At 40.6% G+C, this 21153-nt stretch carries 20 protein-coding genes and 1 pseudogene; 8 read left to right on the top strand and 13 right to left on the bottom strand.

Annotated features, from left to right (window positions below; genetic code table 11):
• From BUA96_RS12680 to BUA96_RS12665, 4 genes are all read right to left on the bottom strand, one after another.
• The gene (locus tag BUA96_RS12680) at nucleotides 1–864 is read right to left on the bottom strand and encodes an ABC transporter permease (RefSeq protein ID WP_072983613.1); all 864 of its coding nucleotides are present in this window, start codon (nucleotides 862–864) and stop codon (nucleotides 1–3) included.
• 3 nt (nucleotides 865–867) lie between these two features.
• The gene (locus BUA96_RS12675) at nucleotides 868–3351 is read right to left on the bottom strand and encodes an exopolysaccharide transport family protein (RefSeq protein WP_072983612.1); all 2484 of its coding nucleotides are present in this window, start codon (nucleotides 3349–3351) and stop codon (nucleotides 868–870) included.
• Nucleotides 3352–4242, bottom strand: coding sequence for a polysaccharide biosynthesis/export family protein (locus tag BUA96_RS12670; RefSeq protein ID WP_084673155.1), 891 nt, complete (start codon nucleotides 4240–4242; stop codon nucleotides 3352–3354). It abuts the gene before it with no gap.
• 310 nt (nucleotides 4243–4552) lie between these two features.
• On the bottom strand, nucleotides 4553–6754 hold the full coding sequence (locus BUA96_RS12665; protein WP_072983610.1) for a RecQ family ATP-dependent DNA helicase: 2202 nt from the start codon (nucleotides 6752–6754) through the stop codon (nucleotides 4553–4555).
• A gap of 84 nt (nucleotides 6755–6838) precedes the next feature.
• Between BUA96_RS12665 and BUA96_RS12660 the strand changes: the two genes are divergently transcribed.
• From BUA96_RS12660 to lptB, 4 genes are all read left to right on the top strand, one after another.
• Nucleotides 6839–7807 carry a KpsF/GutQ family sugar-phosphate isomerase gene (locus tag BUA96_RS12660; RefSeq protein ID WP_128755701.1) on the top strand — a complete coding sequence of 323 codons (969 nt, stop codon included), beginning with the start codon at nucleotides 6839–6841 and terminating at the stop codon, nucleotides 7805–7807.
• Entirely contained in the window at nucleotides 7807–8658 is an 852-nt protein-coding gene (gene tatC, locus BUA96_RS12655) for a twin-arginine translocase subunit TatC (RefSeq protein ID WP_072983609.1), read from the top strand. Before BUA96_RS12660 ends, tatC begins: the two co-directional genes overlap by 1 nt.
• A 123-nt stretch (nucleotides 8659–8781) precedes the next feature.
• Complete coding sequence (locus tag BUA96_RS12650) at nucleotides 8782–9147, top strand: carboxymuconolactone decarboxylase family protein (protein WP_072983607.1); 366 nt, start codon at nucleotides 8782–8784, stop codon at nucleotides 9145–9147.
• 52 nt (nucleotides 9148–9199) lie between these two features.
• Complete coding sequence (gene lptB / locus BUA96_RS12645) at nucleotides 9200–9940, top strand: LPS export ABC transporter ATP-binding protein (RefSeq protein ID WP_072983605.1); 741 nt, start codon at nucleotides 9200–9202, stop codon at nucleotides 9938–9940.
• Nucleotides 9941–9980: 40 nt separating this feature from the next.
• Here the strand turns inward: lptB and BUA96_RS12640 are convergent, their stop codons facing one another.
• On the bottom strand, nucleotides 9981–10604 hold the full coding sequence (locus BUA96_RS12640; RefSeq protein WP_072983603.1) for an NUDIX hydrolase N-terminal domain-containing protein: 624 nt from the start codon (nucleotides 10602–10604) through the stop codon (nucleotides 9981–9983).
• On the bottom strand, nucleotides 10604–11341 hold the full coding sequence (locus BUA96_RS12635) for a CDP-alcohol phosphatidyltransferase family protein (protein ID WP_084673154.1): 738 nt from the start codon (nucleotides 11339–11341) through the stop codon (nucleotides 10604–10606). Before BUA96_RS12635 ends, BUA96_RS12640 begins: the two co-directional genes overlap by 1 nt.
• 174 nt (nucleotides 11342–11515) lie before the next feature.
• On the opposite strand from BUA96_RS12635, the gene BUA96_RS12630 reads away from it, so the two are divergent.
• Complete coding sequence (locus BUA96_RS12630; protein ID WP_072983602.1) at nucleotides 11516–12586, top strand: putative type IX sorting system protein PorV2; 1071 nt, start codon at nucleotides 11516–11518, stop codon at nucleotides 12584–12586.
• Nucleotides 12587–12598: 12 nt separating this feature from the next.
• Here BUA96_RS12630 and mnmD read toward each other — a convergent pair whose 3' ends face one another.
• Nucleotides 12599–13276, bottom strand: coding sequence for a tRNA (5-methylaminomethyl-2-thiouridine)(34)-methyltransferase MnmC2 (mnmD, locus tag BUA96_RS12625; RefSeq protein ID WP_072983600.1), 678 nt, complete (start codon nucleotides 13274–13276; stop codon nucleotides 12599–12601).
• A gap of 1 nt (nucleotide 13277) precedes the next feature.
• Nucleotides 13278–13787, bottom strand: a complete 510-nt coding sequence (locus tag BUA96_RS12620; protein ID WP_072983598.1) for a DUF4920 domain-containing protein — start codon at nucleotides 13785–13787, stop codon at nucleotides 13278–13280.
• A gap of 103 nt (nucleotides 13788–13890) precedes the next feature.
• Here BUA96_RS12620 and BUA96_RS12615 point away from each other — a divergent pair, with 103 nt between their 5' ends.
• The 3 genes and pseudogenes from BUA96_RS12615 to BUA96_RS17405 all read left to right on the top strand — a co-directional run.
• On the top strand, nucleotides 13891–14961 hold the full coding sequence (locus tag BUA96_RS12615) for a branched-chain amino acid aminotransferase (protein ID WP_072983596.1): 1071 nt from the start codon (nucleotides 13891–13893) through the stop codon (nucleotides 14959–14961).
• Between the two features lie 152 nt (nucleotides 14962–15113).
• On the top strand, nucleotides 15114–16046 hold the full coding sequence (locus BUA96_RS12610; RefSeq protein ID WP_072983594.1) for a peptidylprolyl isomerase: 933 nt from the start codon (nucleotides 15114–15116) through the stop codon (nucleotides 16044–16046).
• A gap of 154 nt (nucleotides 16047–16200) precedes the next feature.
• A pseudogene (locus BUA96_RS17405) lies at nucleotides 16201–16281 on the top strand (30S ribosomal protein THX); the annotation flags it as partial.
• A 111-nt stretch (nucleotides 16282–16392) separates the two neighbouring features.
• Here the strand turns inward: BUA96_RS17405 and yaaA are convergent.
• From yaaA to BUA96_RS12580, 5 genes are all read right to left on the bottom strand, one after another.
• Complete coding sequence (gene yaaA, locus BUA96_RS12600; RefSeq protein ID WP_072983592.1) at nucleotides 16393–17157, bottom strand: peroxide stress protein YaaA; 765 nt, start codon at nucleotides 17155–17157, stop codon at nucleotides 16393–16395.
• Nucleotides 17158–17296: 139 nt separating this feature from the next.
• Complete coding sequence (locus tag BUA96_RS12595) at nucleotides 17297–17692, bottom strand: hypothetical protein (protein WP_128755700.1); 396 nt, start codon at nucleotides 17690–17692, stop codon at nucleotides 17297–17299.
• A gap of 26 nt (nucleotides 17693–17718) precedes the next feature.
• A complete protein-coding gene (locus BUA96_RS12590) occupies nucleotides 17719–18414 on the bottom strand; it encodes an ABC transporter ATP-binding protein (RefSeq protein ID WP_072983588.1) in 696 nt (231 codons plus the stop codon).
• 59 nt (nucleotides 18415–18473) lie between these two features.
• Nucleotides 18474–19244, bottom strand: coding sequence for an O-methyltransferase (locus BUA96_RS12585; RefSeq protein WP_072983587.1), 771 nt, complete (start codon nucleotides 19242–19244; stop codon nucleotides 18474–18476).
• Nucleotides 19245–19278: 34 nt separating this feature from the next.
• The gene (locus tag BUA96_RS12580) at nucleotides 19279–21153 is read right to left on the bottom strand and encodes an ABC-F family ATP-binding cassette domain-containing protein (protein ID WP_072983883.1); all 1875 of its coding nucleotides are present in this window, start codon (nucleotides 21151–21153) and stop codon (nucleotides 19279–19281) included.

Raw genomic sequence — 21153 nt, 5'->3', positions numbered from 1 at the left:
TCAAATCGTATCAATAAAATTCCTGCCCGTACGGTTAAAAACCACCAGACCCACAAAAAACACCATCAGGCTTAGTAGTGCACAGTATCCCAACAGTCCCCAATTAAAAATCCCTTCCTGCAGGGTCATATAGCGAAAGGCTTCAATAAGAATTGCAATAGGATTTAATTCAACAACCCAAGTATATTCTGAAAGGGTTTCACTGTTCTGCACTTCAGCAATAGGATACATTACTGCCGAAACATACATCAACAAGGTTGTAGCAAAACCGATCAGGATTCTAAAATCTCGGTACTTCGTGGTCAACGAACTGATCAACATTCCTAAACCTAAGCCTAAAACTGCTAGAATTCCTAACACCACCGGAAACAGCCATAACGTAACATCAGGCTGTAACGCATAGCCTTTCAATACAAAATATAAATAGAAACACGCAAAGATGAGCAATTGAATACTCAGCTTAAACAAGGCGGAAATCGCCTGGGACAGCGGAGTAATGATCCGTGGAAAATATACTTTAGAGAACAAACCTGCATTACTAGCAAAGGTGTTGGATGTATTATTGAGACACTGTGCGAAATAACTCCACATGGTAATCCCTGCCAAATTAAAAAGAAAAGGTGGTGCGCCTCCGGTTTGAATACTGGCGATATTATTAAACACCAAAGTAAAGATCACTCCGGTAAACAAGGGTTGAATTACATACCATAACGGACCTAAAATAGTTTGCTTATAGGCTGAAACAATATCCCTTCGCACAAACAGCAATAACAGATCTTTATACCTCCAGATCTCTTTAAAATCAATAGCAAGCAATGATTGCTTCGCATTGATCTCATATAACCAATCGTCCTGCTCTTTCATTAATTAATGCTCCAATTGCTCATTGATCCAACGAGCTACTTTTTTAGCTTTACGTTTTAAAATGGTTAAGACACCAGCCCTTTGCTGATGTCTGTAGGCTTCTCCATATTTTCCATAGCCGTAACCATATTCATAGCCGTAACCATAGCCATAACCTAACTTGCTTTTGGCACTGAAATAGTTCAACACAAAACTGATATTACTTATTTCTTTCTTCTTGTACTTATCATTGATTAGGCGCAACATTCCTTTCTTAGTGTAATGCTGACGGATAACATACAAGGTGGCATCTACATATTCATCCAATTCTAAAGCGTCTGAAACCAAGCCTACAGGTGGTGTGTCAAGAATAATATAATCGTATTCTTTTTTCAATTCTTCCATGAGCGTATCCATCTGTTCGCTCATCAATAATTCTGAAGGATTGGGAGGTACTGCTCCGGCTAAAATCACATCAAGATGCGGAATCTTGGTCGGCTGAACAATCTCGTCTAATGTATTTTCTCCGATTAAATAATTCACCACACCGGTATCGTTCGGTAAATTGAAATCTCCAAAAATTTTCGGTTTTCTTAGATCTAAACCTACGAGCACTGTTTTACGCTGACTTAACGCAAAAACACTAGCCAAGTTGATACTACAAAAAGTCTTTCCTTCTCCACTGACTGATGAAGTGATGCGAACAGTTTTAGCCCCTTCGATCTGTTGCTTTCTGTAGATAAATTGCAAACTGGAGCGCAGTCCTCTAAAGGCTTCAGCAATTGCCGAGCGGGGATCTTCAATAACAACGAGATTGCTTTTTGAAGAACTCTTCCCTATAGCTCCTAAAACAGGAATACTCGAAAGTCGTTTGATCTCATTGGGGTTACCAATTTTAGTATCAAAGAAAAATAATAAAAACACGATGGCTAACGGCACAACGGTTCCTCCTACTACTGCCATCACATAACTCACCTCGGTATTGGGGCCAATTGCCCCACCTCCGGTATCTTTAGCTTCATCGATAATCACAATATCTGAAACATTGGCCGCTTTGACGATTCCCGCCTGACTGCGTTTGTCTAAAAATACGCCGTATGCACCTTCTGTAAGGTTATAACGGCGTTGAATTCCAAATAACTGCTGCTGCTCTTGTGGAAGTTTACGCATCTGCCCTTCAGTTGCAGCAATCTCATTACGCACTTCGCGCAATTGACCTCTGATGATTTGCTGGCTCGAAGCCATATTTTCAAAAAGTACGGCTTTGATTGCATCAATACGACGGTCTAGATCTTTAAACGCCGGGTTGTTAGGTTTAGCCGTATACGCCAAACGACGCCGTTCTTCTGCGAGTTCGATAATACTGCTTACACTTTGAGTCACACTTCCTTCTCCAATACCGGTAATACTCGGCGCCGGAATATCTGTACCATAGTCTTCTCGGGTGCGCAGGTAATTCTCTAAATCCTGATAATATTGTAACCGTTGTTCTAAGTTCTGTTTCTGTGCATCAAGCTCGGTGATCTTAGCGATCAGACTTTCTTCACTACTGCCAATTCCAATACTGCTGTTCTCATCTCTAAATTTATCAAGCTCTTCCTGTACGTTTTTCATCTCAACCGATTTCACCGCCAGACTGCTATCAATAAACTGAATGGTTTTGGTCGCAAACAAGTTTTTACGCTCTAGTTGGGTTTCGGCTAAAATCCTAACGGACGCGTTTAAGTAATCTACTAAACGTGCTTTATTATTCCCTGTAAGACTTAGCGTTAGAATACTGGATCCCGATGGGGTTTGATCAATCCCTATTCCGCGGTAGCGTCCTACCGTACCGTCAAAAGCATTAAAACGAATCAGATATTCCTTACCTAAAACAGGCGGAAGTCCCGATGGATTTAACTTAAAATTGAAATAGGGCAAGTCAATAGGATCTCCAAGCGTATACTGTTTTGAGATCTTTGCAGCAGGCAAAGGTAAATTCAGCATTTCTTTAGTATCATAGTTCTGTGCAGGTGCTGAACCTCCATTAAAATCTATGGATAATGTATATGTTGAATCACTAGTAAAAACAATCTTGATTTGCTTCCCTAAGAGTTGTGGCCTTGCCGTATTGACATCTACCAGAAAGGGGGTCGCTCCGTAAATATCCTCCAGATGATATTCTCCTTGCTGCAAATAATCTACATAATACTGAAGCGCTTCTACCACAGTCTCGTTGTGACTTCTGGAACGCAATAAAATGATTGCCGTTTGCACTTTATCGGTAGTTCCACCCCAATTAAAAGTGAGACTGGTATTGGATGTAAAAAATGGATTCTGATCGTCTTTAACCGTTATCATATTACTCATACGATACACCGTTTGACGACGTACATTTTTATAATGTGCAATGTAATAGGCAATCCCTATACACACTACAAAAAGCGGCCACCAGGCAAGAATCTTGAGCAGAAAACCTCTAAAATCAAAGAAATTTTGTAGGTCTTTTATTTCAAATTCATCTTCCATCTAAAGGCGAGCAAATAAAAGAATTGTTGTGGTTGCGAGGGTTAGAATAGAAACAACTGTGGTTAGTGATTGCAAACCAGTAGTTCCTACACCTAAAGATTTCTGCGGAAGCGGATTTACTAAAATCACATCGTTAGGCTGAATAAAATAGTATGGCGAATTGAGCGCATCGATCTTGGTCATATCAATATGATGAATCTTTTTTCCTCCCGGATATTGTCGAATGATCAATACATCGGTACGATCACCATATTCTGAAATATCACCACTATTTACGATAGCGTCTAGTAAAGAAAGTTGTTCTACCAATTCTACTTTAACCCCGGGACTACCAACTTCTCCACCAATAGTATATTTGATTCCCGCGAGTTTTACGGTCACAAAAATATTAGCTTCCGCTGTAAAATAATCGTCTAATAATTTTTTCTCAATGATCTCCCGAATCTCTTCAGTAGTATAGCCTAGCACCTGCACTTCGCCTAAAGTAGGTAACCGAATTGCCCCGTGCCTATCTACTGCAAAACCGTCATAGTAATAGCCTTCCCCCAAATTATTACCTTCTTCACCATTCGTTTGTGGATTGAACAAAGCCACAAGTTCCTGATCCAATGCTTTCACCCGAATGCTTAAAACATCATTGATTTGAACACGGTAAGGTTGCTGCTGAAGATTTACTTGAATGATACTATCTTGAGCCGTTTGGGTTTCTTGAAGATAGGTTAGTTTCTTGGTAGGAATACAAGATCCCAGTGTAGTGAAGAACGCCAAAAGAAGCATTTTGACGATTAAAGGAAAGGTGTTTTGCCTGTAAAAAACTGATTTTCGGGCAAAGCTCCGCTGACTTAAGTCCCATTTTTTAGGGCAAAGCAACGAATTTGTAGGTATCTTCATACAAGTCGGGATTGCAACTACGACAAATATACTTTTTAACAATTAATTGTGAAACTATAAAACCGGTCTTCTTTGTTAAAGTTACGGGGCTTCAGCGCTCCAGAAATACAAGCGCCACACGTAAACTACTTTAGGGAAAGTCCGTGAGGCATTCGTTGAATACAAATTTTCAATTTTAAGGCATCCCGATAGCTCTCGGGACGGAGTTCTAAACCCTTTGGCAGCGTCAAAAAAAATGCGTTACCAAAGCACAAACCATAAAACAATACTTAAATAGAATTTCAGGAAAAAAAGGAAACAATTTGGAGTCTTAATTAGCCACCTCGCTAATGAATTTAATTCGGTATAAACGCAACTCATCTTCATCATAATCACCGTCAAATTCATCAAGCGCAGCTTCGATTTTATCAGTCTCAGCCTCTAGAAAGTATTCGTGTAGTTCTTCTTGCTGATCTTCATCAAGAATATCTTCGATCCAATAATTGATGTTGAGTTTGGTTCCGCTGTAGACAATAGCTTCCATTTCTTTTACAAACTCAGGCATTTCAAGTCCTTTGGCTGATGCGATATCATCAAGTGGAAGTTTTCGATCTACATTCTGAATGATATACAATTTCAATCCGCTGTTAGAGCCAGTAGATTTCACTACAAGATCGTCAGGTTTTAAAATATCGTTCTCTTCCACATAAGCTGCGATGAGTTCAATAAACTCCCGACCATACTTTTTAGCTTTTCCTTCTCCAACGCCAAAAACATTAGCCAACTCTTCAATTGAAGTTGGATATTTAATCGCCATATCTTCTAAGGAAGGATCTTGAAAAACGATATACGGCGGCACTCCTTTGCGTTTTCCTACTTTTTTACGCAGGTCTTTGAGCATCGCAACCAGTTTAGGATCTGTTCCTCCACCGGCCTTGGCACCACTAGCGACGGCTACTGCATCAGCGCTTTCATCATAAGCGTGATCCTCAGTCATCATAAACGATTCCGGATTTTTAATAAAATCCGTTCCTTTCGGCGTCAATTTAATAACCCCGTAGGTCTCTATATCTTTGCGTAAATACCCGGCAACTAAAACCTGTCGCAGCAAAGCTTTCCAATAAGATGACTCCTTATCTTTTCCGCAGCCAAAATAAGCATCAGTATCGGTTTTATGCGAAGAAATGATCGCGTTTGATTTTCCAACCAGAGTAAATACTAATTCTTTGCCTTTGTAGATCGCGCCTGTTTTATCAACCACTTCTAAAAGTTTAACTACATCATCCTGAGCCTCGTGCTTTTTCTTAGGGTTACGCACATTATCATCCAGGTCACCTCCTTCTCCCGTCTCATTATCAAATTCTTCTCCAAAATAATGAAGAATAAATTTTCTACGCGACATGGATGTTTCGGCATAGGCGACCACTTCTTGCAATAAAGCATGACCGATTTCTTGTTCCGCAACCGGCTTACCGCTCATAAATTTCTCAAGTTTTTCGATGTCCTTATAGCTGTAATACGCCAAACAATGCCCTTCGCCACCGTCTCTTCCGGCGCGACCGGTTTCTTGATAATAACTTTCTATACTCTTTGGGATATCGTGATGAATCACAAAACGCACATCAGGTTTATCAATCCCCATCCCAAAGGCGATGGTTGCTACTACCACGTCTACATCTTCCATCAAGAACATATCCTGATGCTTAACGCGGCTTTTAGCATCTAGCCCCGCGTGATAGGGAACAGCAGAGATTCCGTTTACTTGCAATACTTGCGCGAGCTCTTCTACGCGTTTTCGGCTAAGACAATAAATGATTCCGCTTTTCCCTTGATTTTGTTTCACAAACCGAATGATATCAGCATCAACATTTTTAGTCTTCGGGCGAATTTCGTAGTATAAATTCGGCCTGTTAAAAGAAGCCTTAAACGCATTTGCTCCAGACATGCCAAGGTTTTTCATAATATCTTCCTGCACCTTGGGCGTCGCCGTAGCAGTCACCGCTATGATCGGGATATCATCGCCTATACGTTTTATGATCTGACGAAGATTTCGGTATTCGGGTCTAAAATCGTGTCCCCATTCACTAATACAATGCGCCTCATCGATCGCGACAAAACTTATTTTTTGCGAACGCAAAAACTCAACATTCTCTTCTTTAGTAAGGGATTCCGGGGCGACGTAAAGTAATTTAGTTACTCCGTTGGTGATATCTTCTTTCACTTGTTTGACCTCTCCTTTGTTTAAAGAAGAATTCAACACGTGAGCGATTCCGTTTTCTTTTGAAATGCCGCGCAGCGCATCAACCTGATTTTTCATCAATGCGATTAACGGACTGACAACGATTGCAGTACCGTCTTTGATCAAGGCCGGAAGCTGGTAACAAAGTGATTTACCACCCCCGGTAGGCATTATAACAAAAGTATGTTTTCCTTCAATAATGCTTTTTATAACATCTTCCTGTAAGCCCTTAAACTGGCTGAAACCAAAATATTTTTTAAGGGACGCGTATAAGTCTATTTCTTCTGAACTCATTAAAGCTTATTCAAATTTGCATACATTTGTATTCTAAATATAGTAATTTCTACAGCACTAACAAACGGCTTAATCTTATATCTTTTGAACACTTACGAGCAGATTTTAGACAGCGCCAAGCGAACCATCGCGATGGAACTCGAAGCTGTCGCTAATCTCCACACGCTTATTGACCAAGACTTTGCTAAAGCTGTTTCTTGTATTTATAACGCCAAAGGCCGGGTAATTATTTCGGGCGTTGGCAAAAGTGCAATTATAGCGCAAAAAATAGTAGCTACCTTAAATTCTACAGGAACACCTTCGGTTTTTATGCATGCGGCCGATGCAATACATGGAGATCTGGGCACGATTCAGAAAGATGATGTGGTGATCTGCTTATCAAACAGCGGAAATACGGCTGAGATCAAAGTGCTGATCCCTTTGATCAAAAATCAGGAGAATACGGTCATTGCAATGACTTCTAATAAAGATTCGTTTCTCGCAAAACAGGCAGATGCGTTGATTTTGGCTTACGCCGAAAAAGAGGCGTGCCCGCACAACTTGGCGCCTACCACAAGCACCACCGTGCAATTGGTAATGGGCGACGCTTTGGCTTTAGCTCTTTTAGACCTTCGCGGATTTTCAAAAGAAGATTTTGCCAAATACCATCCCGGAGGCGCGCTAGGGAAGCGCATGTACCTTCGCGTTAACGAACTTGTGGCACTTCACGACAAACCTGAAGTCACTCCGGATACTCCTATAAAAAAGGTAATTGTAGAAATTTCGCATAAAAGACTCGGCGTTACCGCTGTTACCGAAGGCTCTAAAATCGTAGGAATTATAACCGATGGCGATATACGCCGTATGCTTGAGACTAATGAAGTGCTCACCGGTCTCACCGCAGCAAGCATTATGAGCAAAAACCCCAAACGCATCACAACTGATGCTTTAGCAACCGAAGCTTTAGAACTGCTAGAAAGCAATAGCATCACACAACTCTTAGCGGTAGATAGCGCTAATAATTATGCAGGTGTGGTACATTTGCACGATTTAATTAAAGAAGGAATTCTATAATGGCAAAAAATAAAAATGCAAACCCGGACGAAATGTCCTTTTTAGATCATCTTGAAGAATTAAGATGGCACCTTATACGCGCTACCCTGGCAATTGTGATTGTGGGTGTTGTTGCTTTTGTGTTTAAGGATTTCATCTTTGACGCGATCATTTTCGCTCCGGCAAATGCCGATTTCATTTCTTATGACTTGCTTTGCCAATTGGCCCAGATGGTGGGCTCTGACAAAGGTTGCGTAAATGAGATGAACTTTACAATTCAAAACCGTACGATGGGTGGGCAGTTTAATGCCGCGATCTGGACGTCGATCATAGTGGGTATTGTGGTCGCCTTCCCGTATGTGATCTATGAATTCTGGAAATTTATTTCTCCCGGATTGTATGAAAAAGAACGCAAAAACTCCAGAGGTTTTATCGTGATCTCCTCGCTACTCTTTTTTATGGGAGTACTTTTTGGCTATTACATTATCGCTCCACTCTCTATTAACTTCTTAGCCAATTTTACCGTTGGCGATATGGTAGACAATGAGTTTGATATTGATTCCTATATTGGTTTGGTGCGTGCCAGTGCACTTGCAGCCGGACTCATTTTTGAATTACCGATCATCATCTATTTCTTTACCAAAATAGGCTTGGTAACGCCGCAATTTTTAAGAAAATATAGAAAATATGCATTGATCATTGTTTTAGTAGTCTCGGCGGTAATCACGCCTCCGGATATTTCAACACAGGTCATTGTATCTATTCCTATTTTGATTTTATATGAAGCGAGTATTTTAATTTCGGCCTTTGTAACGCGCCAGGAAGCTCGTGAATTAAAACGCGCACAACAACGCGCTGCAAAAAAACAATAGTCATTTTCATTTGGGGAAGCCCAAAGAACGCACATAAAAACAAATTATCAAATTCGTAGCATCCCGATAGCTATCGGGACAGAGTATAAACCTTTTGGCAGAGCCGAAAAATCCCTAAAATATATGTCAGAAAAGACCTTAAATCAAGTTGAAGAATTCAATGCGTATCGCGCAAAAATGAATGATAAAATACTAGCTGATAAAAACAAGATTATCAACCGTATTTTTAATTTAGACACTAACGCTTTTGCTCCTGGTGCTTTAGATGTTAAAACTAAAGAATTGCTGGGGCTGGTAGCTTCTACCGTGCTTCGATGTGACGATTGCGTGCGCTATCACTTAGAAAGCTGTTTTAAAGAAGGTGTTACCAAAGAACAAGTAATGGAAACGCTAAGTATTGGCACATTGATTGGTGGTACCATCGTGATTCCGCATTTGCGACGCGCTTATGAGTACTGGGAAGTTCTTGAAGAAAACGCTTCAAAATAATACGTTGACGTAAAAATCAGCGTTTTATGATGCATATCTAAAATATGAGTTTATGAAACTACGAGCAGAAAATTTAATGAAGTCCTACAAAGGCCGAAAAGTAGTAAAAAGCATTACTGTTGAGGTTGCGCAGGGCGAAATCGTGGGACTATTAGGCCCTAATGGCGCCGGTAAAACCACTTCATTTTATATGATCGTAGGACTCGTTAAGCCTAACGGCGGAACGATTTATCTAGACAATAAAGACATTACCAAATACCCGATGTATAAACGTGCACAAAACGGCATTGGGTATCTGGCTCAAGAAGCTTCGGTATTTAGAAAATTGAGTATTGAAGAGAATATTCTGAGCGTTTTGCAGATGACCAAAATGAGCAAGAAAGAGCAACTCGCCAAGATGGAAGAGTTGATTGATGAATTTAGTCTGGGTCACATTCGCAAAAACCGTGGAGACTTACTTTCTGGAGGCGAACGCCGCCGTACCGAAATCGCTCGCGCTTTAGCCACCAACCCGAATTTCATTCTCTTAGACGAACCTTTTGCCGGAGTTGACCCGGTAGCGGTTGAAGATATTCAGCGTATCGTTGCACAGCTAAAACAGAAAAACATAGGTATTTTGATAACAGATCATAATGTTCAAGAAACTTTGGCGATTACTGATCACACCTACCTCATGTTTGAAGGAAACATTTTAAAACACGGTGTCCCTGAAGAATTAGCGGCAGACGAAATGGTGCGCAAAGTCTATTTAGGCCAAAACTTTGAACTGCGTAAAAAGAAATTGTTTCAGTAAACACGCAGGTAAAACCAACCTTTAGCAGCGCCAATACAATTTAATCTGAAAACACAGCGGCATCGCCTTTAGCAATTGCGACTAGCTTAACCAATTGCTCTTCTAGAATTCGATCTTCTGACAACTCAGGCAACGCCTCGAGCGAAAACCAATTCACCCCTCCAATATCAAAATTAGGATCAAAATCCCCTTCGACTATTTCGCATAAATAGCACAGTTTATACACATAATGCGGTTGTGGCGGATGTGGGTAATTTCGTTTATCTAATACAGCAAGTAGGCGTTTGACTTCGGCCTTAAATCCGGTTTCTTCTGCTATTTCTTTCAGGACATTTTCAGTAGGTGTAAGCCCTACGTCTGCCCAACCGCCGGGCAGCGTCCATTTATCATCAACAGTTTCTTTAACCAATAGAATCTCGTCTTGAGCATTTAGGATCAGTCCGCGTACATCAACTTTGGCCGTAGGGTAATCTCCTTCCGGCAGAAAAAAATCGTGAAGCTGATCAACAGGCTTATCACTCAAAATACTCATCATCTGCAAAGCAAGCTCCCGAAGTTCTTCATAACGCTCTGCGTCATAATTCTCTTTGTTGTACACAAGGCCGGCTTCTGCTAAGGATTTTACTTGTTTTATTTGGTTGAGTAGATTTTCTGAAATGTTCATTAGGTATTACGTGTAGCGATTGAAATTAAAACGTAAGCGATGATAATCAAAGGTATCGCCGCAAAAGTCAACCAGAATAAAAGAATGATCGCCAAGAGTAAAAAGCCGTATCTAATCTTATTTTCTGCTAAGCCCCAACTTTTAAATTTTAGAGCAAAAAGTGGAATTTCCGCATTGAGCATATAGCAGCTCAACGCAGTTAAAGCCAGTAAAAACCAAGTATTAGTGATCAGAGTTTCGGCGATGGCGTAATCCTGAAACTGTACAATAAGCGGCAAACTCAAGATCAAAAGCGCATTGGCCGGTGTTGGCAAACCAATAAAAGAAGTAGTCTGGCGGGTATCAATATTAAATTTGGCGAGCCTGAATGCTGAAGCTAAGGTGATCGCAAAACCCAAAAACGGAAGCAGCGATAAACTCTCCCATGATAACCCTGCTTCTACCCAGCGCTCTCCAGTGTTCCAATGCTCTAATTTATGCAGCATTTGAAACATCACCATTCCCGGCACTACCCCACTGGTAACTACATCGGCCAGGGAATCTAGTTGTAGCCCAAGTTCACCTTCTACCTTAAACATTCTGGCGAAAAAACCATCAAAAAAATCAAAAAACACTCCGGCTACCACGGCATAGGCTGCATAATCTAAATGACCGGTAGCGGCAAAAAACACGCCGAGCATTCCGCAAAAAAGATTGGCCATTGTGAATGCGTTGGGTATATAGCTTTTTATATTCATTGATTAAATTGGTATTATTAGATTTAAGCTGCTGCGGATAAAAATAGCGAAAAACAATGGGCTACAAGAAAGCTTATGAAACTCCTAACGTTTTTGCATTACCAAAACCAGCAAAAAAATAATGTTTAGATTCTCAATTCATTTAAGCAACTTTACGACAAAATTTTAGCTGTATTGAAGCACTTCATTACCCTTATTCTTCTTCTTGCTTTTGGTTCTGAGACTTCAGCACAGGCGGTGCGTAAATACTCTAACGAATTTCTCAATATCGGTGTCGATGCTGCTGCGCTTGCGATGGCGAACGCGGTGACCGCCAACACAAACGACGTTAATAGCGGATATTGGAATCCTGCAGGTCTTGTAAATCTTGAAGACAATCAGTTGTCGTTGATGCACGCTAGCTATTTTGCAAATATTGCGCTATATGATTATGCCGCTTTCGCAAAGCCTTTAGACGATCGTACAGCGCTAGAGGTTTCACTCATCAGGTTTGGCGTTGATGATATTTTAAACACCACCCAACTTATCGATGCCGACGGAAATATAGATTATAACCGCATCAGTTTATTTTCTACCGCAGATTATGCTTTTACCGTTTCGTTTGCTAGAGAAATGCCTGTGCAAGGATTGAATATAGGCGCTAACGCAAAGATCATCCGTCGTATTATTGGCGATTTTGCGTCGAGTTGGGGCTTTGGAATTGATCTCGGTATACAATATCAAACGGAGGATTGGTATTTTGGTGCAATGGCCCGTGACATCACGACCTCGGTAAATAGCTGGGCGATTGACGAAGAACAATTTGCGACGATTAGTGATGCGGTTGAAGGTCAAAATCAAGAACTACCCGAAACTTTAGAGGTGACCATCCCAAAATTACAGTTGGGCGTGGCCCGCAATTGGCTTATTAATTATGATTATTCCATAAAAGCTGAAATTGATCTTATGATGCGCTTCGCTCAAACCAATGACCTGATCTCAAGTTCAGCGATAAGTGCTACACCCGCAGCAGGAGTCGAATTTGGTTATACTGGAATTGTGTTCATCAGAGCCGGTGTGGGCAATTTTCAAGAAATCACCCAACTGGATGGCAGCAATCGTATTGGATTTCAACCTAACATTGGTGTAGGTTTTCAATACAAAGGGATTCATATTGATTATGCGCTAACCGATATTGGTGATCAAAGCGCTGCGATCTATTCTAATATTTTTTCACTGAAATTAGACTGGGAGTTGTTTCGATAGCAACTTATATTCTTAACCCTTTACCGCCCGAAGCATTTCGCGTTTTCCCGGAGGCCCCGGCAAGCGCTCTACGGTAAAACCGACGGCCTGCATCGCGCGACGCACGCTTCCTTTGGCGGCATATGTCACAAGTACTCCGCCTGTTTTGAGCGCCGTATACATTTTTTCGAAAATAGATTCTCCCCAAAGTTCTGGTTGCACGCGCGCACCAAACGCATCAAAATAGATCAAATCATGTTGATCAACATCGGTAATAGTTTCAAAGCGCTGTTTCCGTTTTTTAAGCTGAAATGCTTCCGTGATTGTTTCTGTTTGCTCCCATGAAGTTTGATGCATTTTTTCAAAAACAGAAGCATAGGTTTCGGCTTGAGCTGCTTCTAAATAGTTGAGTTGTGCAATTTCTTCAGCAAGTACGGGATACGCTTCCACACCTTCATAGTGAATGTTTTGCTGAATTTTTTCCGCGTGAATTAACGTAAGTAAAGCATTAAGCCCCGTCCCGAAGCCAATCTCTAGAATATGTAATAGCGTAGTCTCCGGATGAAGTTCTTTCCAGAAGTCAAAACCCATTTTTAAAAATACGTGTTTCGCTTCTTGCACAGCACCGTGCATCGAGTGGTACTGCTCGTTCCATTCAGTAAATTGAATGGTAGTAGAACCGTCACCGGTTTTAACGATTTTTCGCTCCAAATTATTGGTTGATTTTCACACCTGTTGCAGTAAAACCAAGTGTTTTCTTAGGCATAGTGATCGCCGCAATCTCTTCTTCAGATTTACCGCCATCTTTAGCATAATGTTGTAATTCTTCTACCGAAGTCTCACTCACAAAAGCCTGCCCGTGTACAACTACTTTCTTGTCTTTAATATCTTTTGGCACAAAAAAGCCATAATCTTTAAACTTGATAAACACAGGATCAGTTGCCCCAACATCTACCTGCATCCAACATCCTTTTTTCTGACATACATCTTCCACAGGACCTTCAAAAGTTACATTGATCGTATCCCCAGGCTTTAAGTTATTGTAGATATCCCCCAGTTCAAAAGCAGATAGCGTGGTTTCATTTTTAAAATCATCACCATAAACAGCCAATTCAGAGGTTGCAACAGCTTCAGCAACTGCTACATCTTCTTGATTTGAAGCGCCTTCTTTACAAGAAATCAGACCAATACCTAAAAATGCAAATACTAAATACTTTTTCATCGTGTATATTTTATTAAAAATAGGATAGCCTGTAAATTTAATGAATTCTTGCGCACCCGGACTTTGAGAAAATGATAAATTTGTAGGATAAAATTCAACAATAATGACAGATACATTAAAAGTAACCAAGATCGCCGAGTCTAAAATCAATCAGGTTGACTTTAGTAATCTCGCTTTTGGTACCGTCTTTACAGACCATATGTTTGTTTGTGAATACAAAAACGGAAAATGGCAAACGCCTGAAATCCTTCCTTACGGTCCGCTGCAAATGGATCCTTCTGCAAAGGTTTTTCACTATGGGCAAGCCGTGTTTGAAGGCATGAAAGCCTATAAAGATGATAAGGGAGATGTGTATATGTTTCGTCCTGAAGAAAATTTTAACCGCATTAATAAGTCTGGTGAGAGATTGGCAATGCCTGCTTTTGAAAAAGACTACTTTTTTGACGGTCTAAATACACTTTTAAATCTCGACAAAGATTGGATTAAACCAGGAGAGGGTAACTCGCTTTATATTCGTCCGTTTGTTATTGCTACAGAAAATGGGGTTTCTGCCTCACCTTCAAGTGAATATAAATTTGTGATCATTTGCGCACCGGCACAAGCATATTACAGCGGTGAAGTTCGCGTATTGTTTGCTGATCATTATAGCCGTTCTGCAGATGGCGGTGTAGGTTTTGCTAAAGCTGCCGGAAACTACGCAGCGCAATTTTACCCAACGGAATTAGCAAAAGCTAAAGGCTACAACCAAGTAGTTTGGACGGATGCTAATACACACGAATACCTGGAAGAAGCAGGTACGATGAATGTGTTTTTTAGAGTAAACGACACACTTCTGACGGCGCCTACAAACGATCGTATTCTTGACGGAATTACGCGTAAGAGTTTGATCGAACTGGCAAAAAGCCAAGGCATCAATGTAGAAGTACGTCCGGTAAAAGTTGCTGAAATTGTAGAAGCTGCCGAAAATGGCTCGCTTAAAGAAATGTTTGGTGCAGGTACTGCTGCGGTAATCTCTCCAATTTCAGGATTCACGCATAAAGAGAAAGCTTTTGATCTTCCTACAATGGAAGACGCATACGCTACCAAGTTAAAGAAACAATTAACCGAATTACAGGCAAACCGTTCTGAAGATCCATTTGGATGGCGTTACGAGGTGCCTGCTATTGAGGTATAAACCGTTTTGATTTCGCTTTCGCGAAAATGAAACTAAAAAGCTCCTTGCAAACTGTTGCAAGGAGCTTTTTTTTACGCAATAATCAGGCGCACTAAGGTTTTGTGTTTGCCTACTTTAGACGTATTTTTGCACCTCATTTTTAAATTGATACGATGCAAGAGGGAATATATGCTAAGTTTCACACGCCAAAAGGCGAAATTCTAGTGAAATTAGAACACGAAAAAACACCGGGAACGGTAGGAAACTTTGTTGCTTTAGCCGAAGGAAACCTTGAAAATTCAGCTAAAAAACAAGGAAACCCGTATTACGACGGACTGAAATTTCACCGTGTAATTCCAGATTTTATGATTCAAGGGGGATGCCCTCAAGGAACCGGAACCGGAAATCCGGGTTACCAGTTTGATGATGAGTTTGACTCAAGCTTAAAGCACGATGCTCCCGGAAAACTTTCTATGGCAAATGCCGGACCGGGAACAAACGGAAGTCAGTTTTTTATCACTCACACTGCCACTCCTTGGTTAGACGGAAAACACACCGTTTTTGGTAGCGTAGTAGAAGGTCAAGATGTCGTAGATGCGATCGCCCAAGGTGATATTATGGACAAAGTAGAGATCATTCGTCAAGGCGCAGAAGCAGAAGGCTTTAATGCTGTTGAAGCATTTAGAACTTTTGAAGGAGCACGTGAAAAACGCATCGCTGAAGAACGCGAAAAACGTAAAGCCGAACTTGATAAATTAAGCGAAGGTTTTAAAGAAACAGAAAGTGGATTGCGTTACCAGATCATTCAAAAAGGTGATGGCAAGAAAGCTGAAAAAGGAAAAATGGTTTCTGTGCATTACAAAGGTCAGCTAGCTGACGGTACGGTATTCGACTCTTCATATAAGAGAAATCAACCTCTGGATTTTCAAGTAGGTGTAGGTCAGGTGATTTCTGGCTGGGATGAAGGTATTGGCTTACTTCAAGTAGGCGACAAAGCGCGTTTTGTGATTCCTTCAGATTTAGGATATGGTAGCCGCGGTGCCGGCGGTGTGATTCCACCAGATGCGATTTTAGTTTTTGACGTAGAATTGATGGATGTTAAATAAATAAGATACATTTTCTTAAGAATAGCAAAGGCTGCCTTTTTTGGGCAGCCTTTTTTTTGCTCAAATTTGAAATTAATGCGCTGAAAATATGCAGTTTGGTCTTCCGCTTATGATTGCTTATATTCCAAATAACTAATAACCAAAACAAATTAAAATGGGAAAAGGAGATCAAAAAACTAAACGTGGAAAAATTCATCGCGGCACTTACGGTAAACTAAGACCGCGGAAGAAAAAAAGCAGCGCGACTACCGCTGACGTCCCCACGAAGCAAACGGCTACCAAAACAAAAGAGGCCGACAAAGCGACCTCTGATAAAAGTTTAGCAGACAAAAAGCCTTAGAACTAATTATCTAACGAATACCAATTCGTTTTTATCTAGATCAGAGTATTGCTCGCTGAAGCCATACCCGCCGTAATCAAAGCCCTTGAGTTGATCTATGGTTTGCACATCCTTATCTATAATGTAGCGCACCATAGAACCCCGGGCTTTTTTTGCATAAAAAGAGATGATCTTGAGTTTTCCGTTTTTGTAATCTTTAAACACAGGAGTAATGACAGGAACTTTCAATTTTTCCGGCTTCACCGATTTGAAATATTCGTTACTCGCAAGATTTAAAAACAGTTCGTCTTCTTTTAATTCAGCATTCAAAGCTTCAGTGATTTTATCGTCCCAAAATTCGTACAAGTCATCATTGCGACCAGATTTCAATTTGGTTCCCATCTCCAGGCGATAGGCTTGCATCAAATCAAATGGCTTCAACACCCCATAGAGACCAGAAAGAATACGTAACGTATCTTCTAATTTATCTAGTTTTTCAGTCGGAATCGTGTACGCATCAAGACCAGTATACACATCCCCATCAAAAGCATAAACCGCAGGGCGCGCATTTTCTTTAGTAAATGGAGTGGAAAATTCTTTATAACGCTGGTAATTGAGATCAGCCAATTTATCGCTGATACTCATCAAATCTGAAATTTCATCTTTGGTCTTACGCTCTAGCTTTTTATTCAACGTTTCGGCTTCCTCTAAAAACTGAGGCTGCGAACTTCTGGTAGTTGGCAATTTTGATTCAAAATCCAGTGACTTAGCCGGAGAAACAACTGCTTTCATATCGTTTAATTTTCGCCAAAAATACGCATTCGCGAAAACGTTCTCAGTCAGTTTTGATAAGTTTTAAAAATAATAGGATTTGAATACAAAATAGTCTCCGTTAAACTATCTAAAAGTCATCAATTGATATTCAAAACTCTCATTCATTATTTCTTCTGAGATTATAACCATAGCGAATAATTAAAACACCTGCTACAAAAAAGATAAAACTATAAACAAAACCATTATCGCGTTTTATTTCATCAACGAAGATAAATTCATTTCGCTCTCGATTTGTCAAAAGTTTTAGAGAGTCAACCTTTTTTAGATTCTGAAATTGAACCCCCTTGATTCTTTTTGTATAGATCTGATTGTCATATTTAAATTTCAAAAAATAACGAGATCTATGACTAGTTTGCTTATAACAGTCAACAACTTTTACAACAACAGTTTGGTTTCTTGTTGTTAGCCTATATTGATCTATACCTTTAACTAATAAAGCTAAAGCAATCATTAGAATCAAAATACCCCCAACTACAAATTTATTTCTAATCAAAAATTACTGTGGTAAAAGTCCATAATCTATACCTCAACAGACCTGCGTACATCGCTCTCGATCAGTCCGTCTCGTAAACGAATTACACGATGCGCATGCTCTGCGATATCCTCTTCGTGTGTAACCAAGATCACGGTATTTCCGGCAGCGTGAATCGCATCAAAAAGGCTCATAATTTCTACTGAAGTTTTAGAGTCTAGGTTTCCGGTAGGCTCATCGGCAAGAATGATCGAAGGCTTATTAACCAAAGCCCGACCTACAGCAACACGCTGTCGCTGCCCTCCTGAGAGTTGGTTGGGTTTATGATCCATTCGATCTGCGAGACCTACATCTTGAAGTACTTCTTCAGCGCGTTTATGACGCTCCGGTTTAGAATACCCCGCGTACACCATGGGCAAAGCGACATTGTCGAGTGCCGTAGTACGTGGCAACAAATTAAAGGTCTGAAATACAAAACCGATCTCTTTATTACGCACCTCAGCGAGTTCGTCATCAGTCATGGCACTCACATCCCGATTATTTAAAATATACGTCCCGGAAGTCGGTGTATCAAGACAGCCCAAAAGATTCATCAAGGTAGATTTCCCAGAACCCGAAGGTCCCATAATCGCCACATACTCACCTTTATCAATTTGTAAATCGATGCCTTTTAAAACGTGAACGATTTCATTTCCCAATGGAAAATCTCGACGAATATCTGTAATATCTATTAAGCTGCTCATAGGATGACTACTCTATATTTTGAATATAAGTAGATAAATTGAGAACGGAGTTACAAAATTTATATTCTAATTTTAAAATGCTCTTCAACCTGCTCGGTTCTAAAGAATACAAAACCCAGCCAAAAGCAATCTACCGTAACGCTCACCCGAGGGTGTTGCTTGATCAACTCCCAGGCTTGAGTCATTTCTGGTGACCAATAGATATCATCAAAGATCCATACACTGTCGTTATGCGCAGTAGGCAGTAATTGCTCGAAATATTTTAACGTCGCCTCCTTACTGTGATTTCCGTCGAAATAAATAAGATCAAATTTTTCTGAAATCACCTGCGGAAGCGTTTGCTTAAAATCACCTACAACAACCTCAACATTTGAAATTTCTGCACTTTTTAAATGCCTCTGTGCAACGGTAGCGGTTTGCGGGCAGCCCTCCAGCGAAGTTACTTTTCCGGTTTTAGGCAAAGCCAAAGAAACTGAAGCTAAACCTACAGAGGTTCCTAATTCTAAAATAGCTTTTGGTTTAAAATAGGTCACTACACGATAAAGCAGTTTCATTCTGGAGAAACGTGCTCCGGCGTATTTGGCGATATCTTTAACCGCACGTCTATTGCTTTTAAAAACACGCGATCCCGCACCAAAGTCGGTTACTTCAATAACCTCATTGGATTGACGAAGACTATTTCGATACGCTTTAAGTTGCTTTTTAGCTTCCTCTGGAGTTTTTCGGTAAAGGCATTTAGTAACAAATGTGTATACAAAAGGAGAATGCACCCCGTGTTGATTGGTTGCTTTCCGCAGAAATTGTGAATAAGCTTTAATAATGTACCACATTCTCAGGTTTCGGTTTTCAAATTTCTAATTTAGCCTAACCTTCCATCTTGGCACTTAGATCAAACCAACGCTCGGTAAATTCGTCTATTTTATCCTGAATCTGCTGCAGCTCGACAGAAGCTTGATTGATCTCATCTCCTGACAAATCAGGATTTAGAAATTCGGCTTCCTTCTTTTCCTTTTCCTTTTCAAGCTTGGCGATATCGCGTTCCAGTCGGTTGTATTCCTTTTGCTCGTTATAAGAAAGTGCGCTTCCGGCTGTTTTCCAATTGTCTTTATTGGTTTCCTTTTCCACTTTAGGCTGTGGATCTTCCTCCTGAATAACTGCCGGACCAGAATCATAGGCGCGAAAATCAGAGTAATTCCCCGGAAAATCTTCAACCACACCTTGTCCTCTAAATACAAAAAGGTGGTCAACAATTTTATCCATAAAATAACGATCGTGCGAAACAACGATCAAACATCCCGGATAATCCAGCAAGAAACTCTCAAGCACATTGAGCGTCACAATATCCAGATCGTTAGTAGGCTCATCCAGAATTAAAAAGTTAGGATTCTGAATAAGCACCGTACATAAATATAAACGCTTACGCTCGCCTCCACTCAATTTTTCAACGAAGTCATATTGTTTTTTTCGATCAAAAAGAAAACGCTCTAAAAGCTGACCTGCAGAAATCTGACGCCCCTTCTTCAGCGGAATATAATCCCCGAATTCTTTGATGACATCAATCACTTTTTGTCCGTGCTTGATCTCGATTCCCTTCTGTGTATAATAGCCGAATTGGATGGTCTCCCCGATCACGATCTTCCCTCCGTCAGGCGGCATTTTTCCTGTAAGGATATTGAGGAATGTAGATTTTCCCGTTCCATTCTTACCGATAATCCCAATGCGATCTGCCCGCTGAAAATTGTAGTCAAACTTATCGAGGATCACACGATCTTTAAACGACTTTGAAACTTTGTGCAGCTCTACGATCTTACTCCCCAGGCGCTCCATATTAAGTTCGAGTTGCACCTCGTGATCGTTGCGACGTTTGTGTGCGCGTTCTTTTATTTCAGCAAAGTCATCGATACGCGATTTAGACTTTGTAGTACGCGCTTTGGGCTGGCGACGCATCCACTCCAGTTCCTTTTTAAAAAGCTGTTTTGCCTTTCCGGTCTCTACTTCTTCGTTGGTAATTCGGGCATCTCGTTTTTCTAGGTAATAGGCATAATTCCCTTTATAACTATACAGTTTACCTTCATCCAATTCGATGATCTCATTACACACCCGCTCTAAAAAGTAACGGTCGTGCGTTACCATAAACAGCGTGAAATTCTCTTTAGCAAAAAACTGCTCTAACCACTCGATCATCTCGAGATCCAAATGGTTCGTAGGCTCATCAAGAATCAGCAAGTCTGGTTTACTGAGCAGCATATTGGCGAGTGCCAAACGCTTTTTCTGTCCACCGCTTAACTTTTCAACCTTACGATCAAGGTCATCCAGCTTCAGCTGAAATAATATCTGCTTGTACTGTGTCTCAAAATCCCAGGCTTGATGGGCTTCCATCTGATCAAAAGCTTTCTGATATGCTTCGGTATCTTCCATATTTTGCAGCGCGTGCTCATAGGCCGAGATTACGTTTAAGATCTCATTATCACTATCAAAAATAGTTTGTTCTACGCTAAGATTAGGATCAAGATCGGGTTCCTGAGGAAGAAAGGAAATCTTGATTCCTTTGCGGTATACCACTTGCCCACTGTCTGGATTTTCGGCTCCTGCCAAAATATCAAGCATCGACGTTTTACCGGTACCGTTTTTGGCCACTAAGCCAATTTTTTGTCCTTCGTTAATACCAAAAGACAAATCTTTAAACAATACCCGCTCGCCAAAAGCTTTAGCGATAGACTCTACCGAAACATAATTGAT

The organism is Leeuwenhoekiella palythoae (assembly GCF_900130045.1).
Lineage (GTDB): Bacteria > Bacteroidota > Bacteroidia > Flavobacteriales > Flavobacteriaceae > Leeuwenhoekiella > Leeuwenhoekiella palythoae.
Note: the sequence above shows the minus strand (reverse complement) of the source record. Positions and strands in the feature narration are given on the sequence as shown.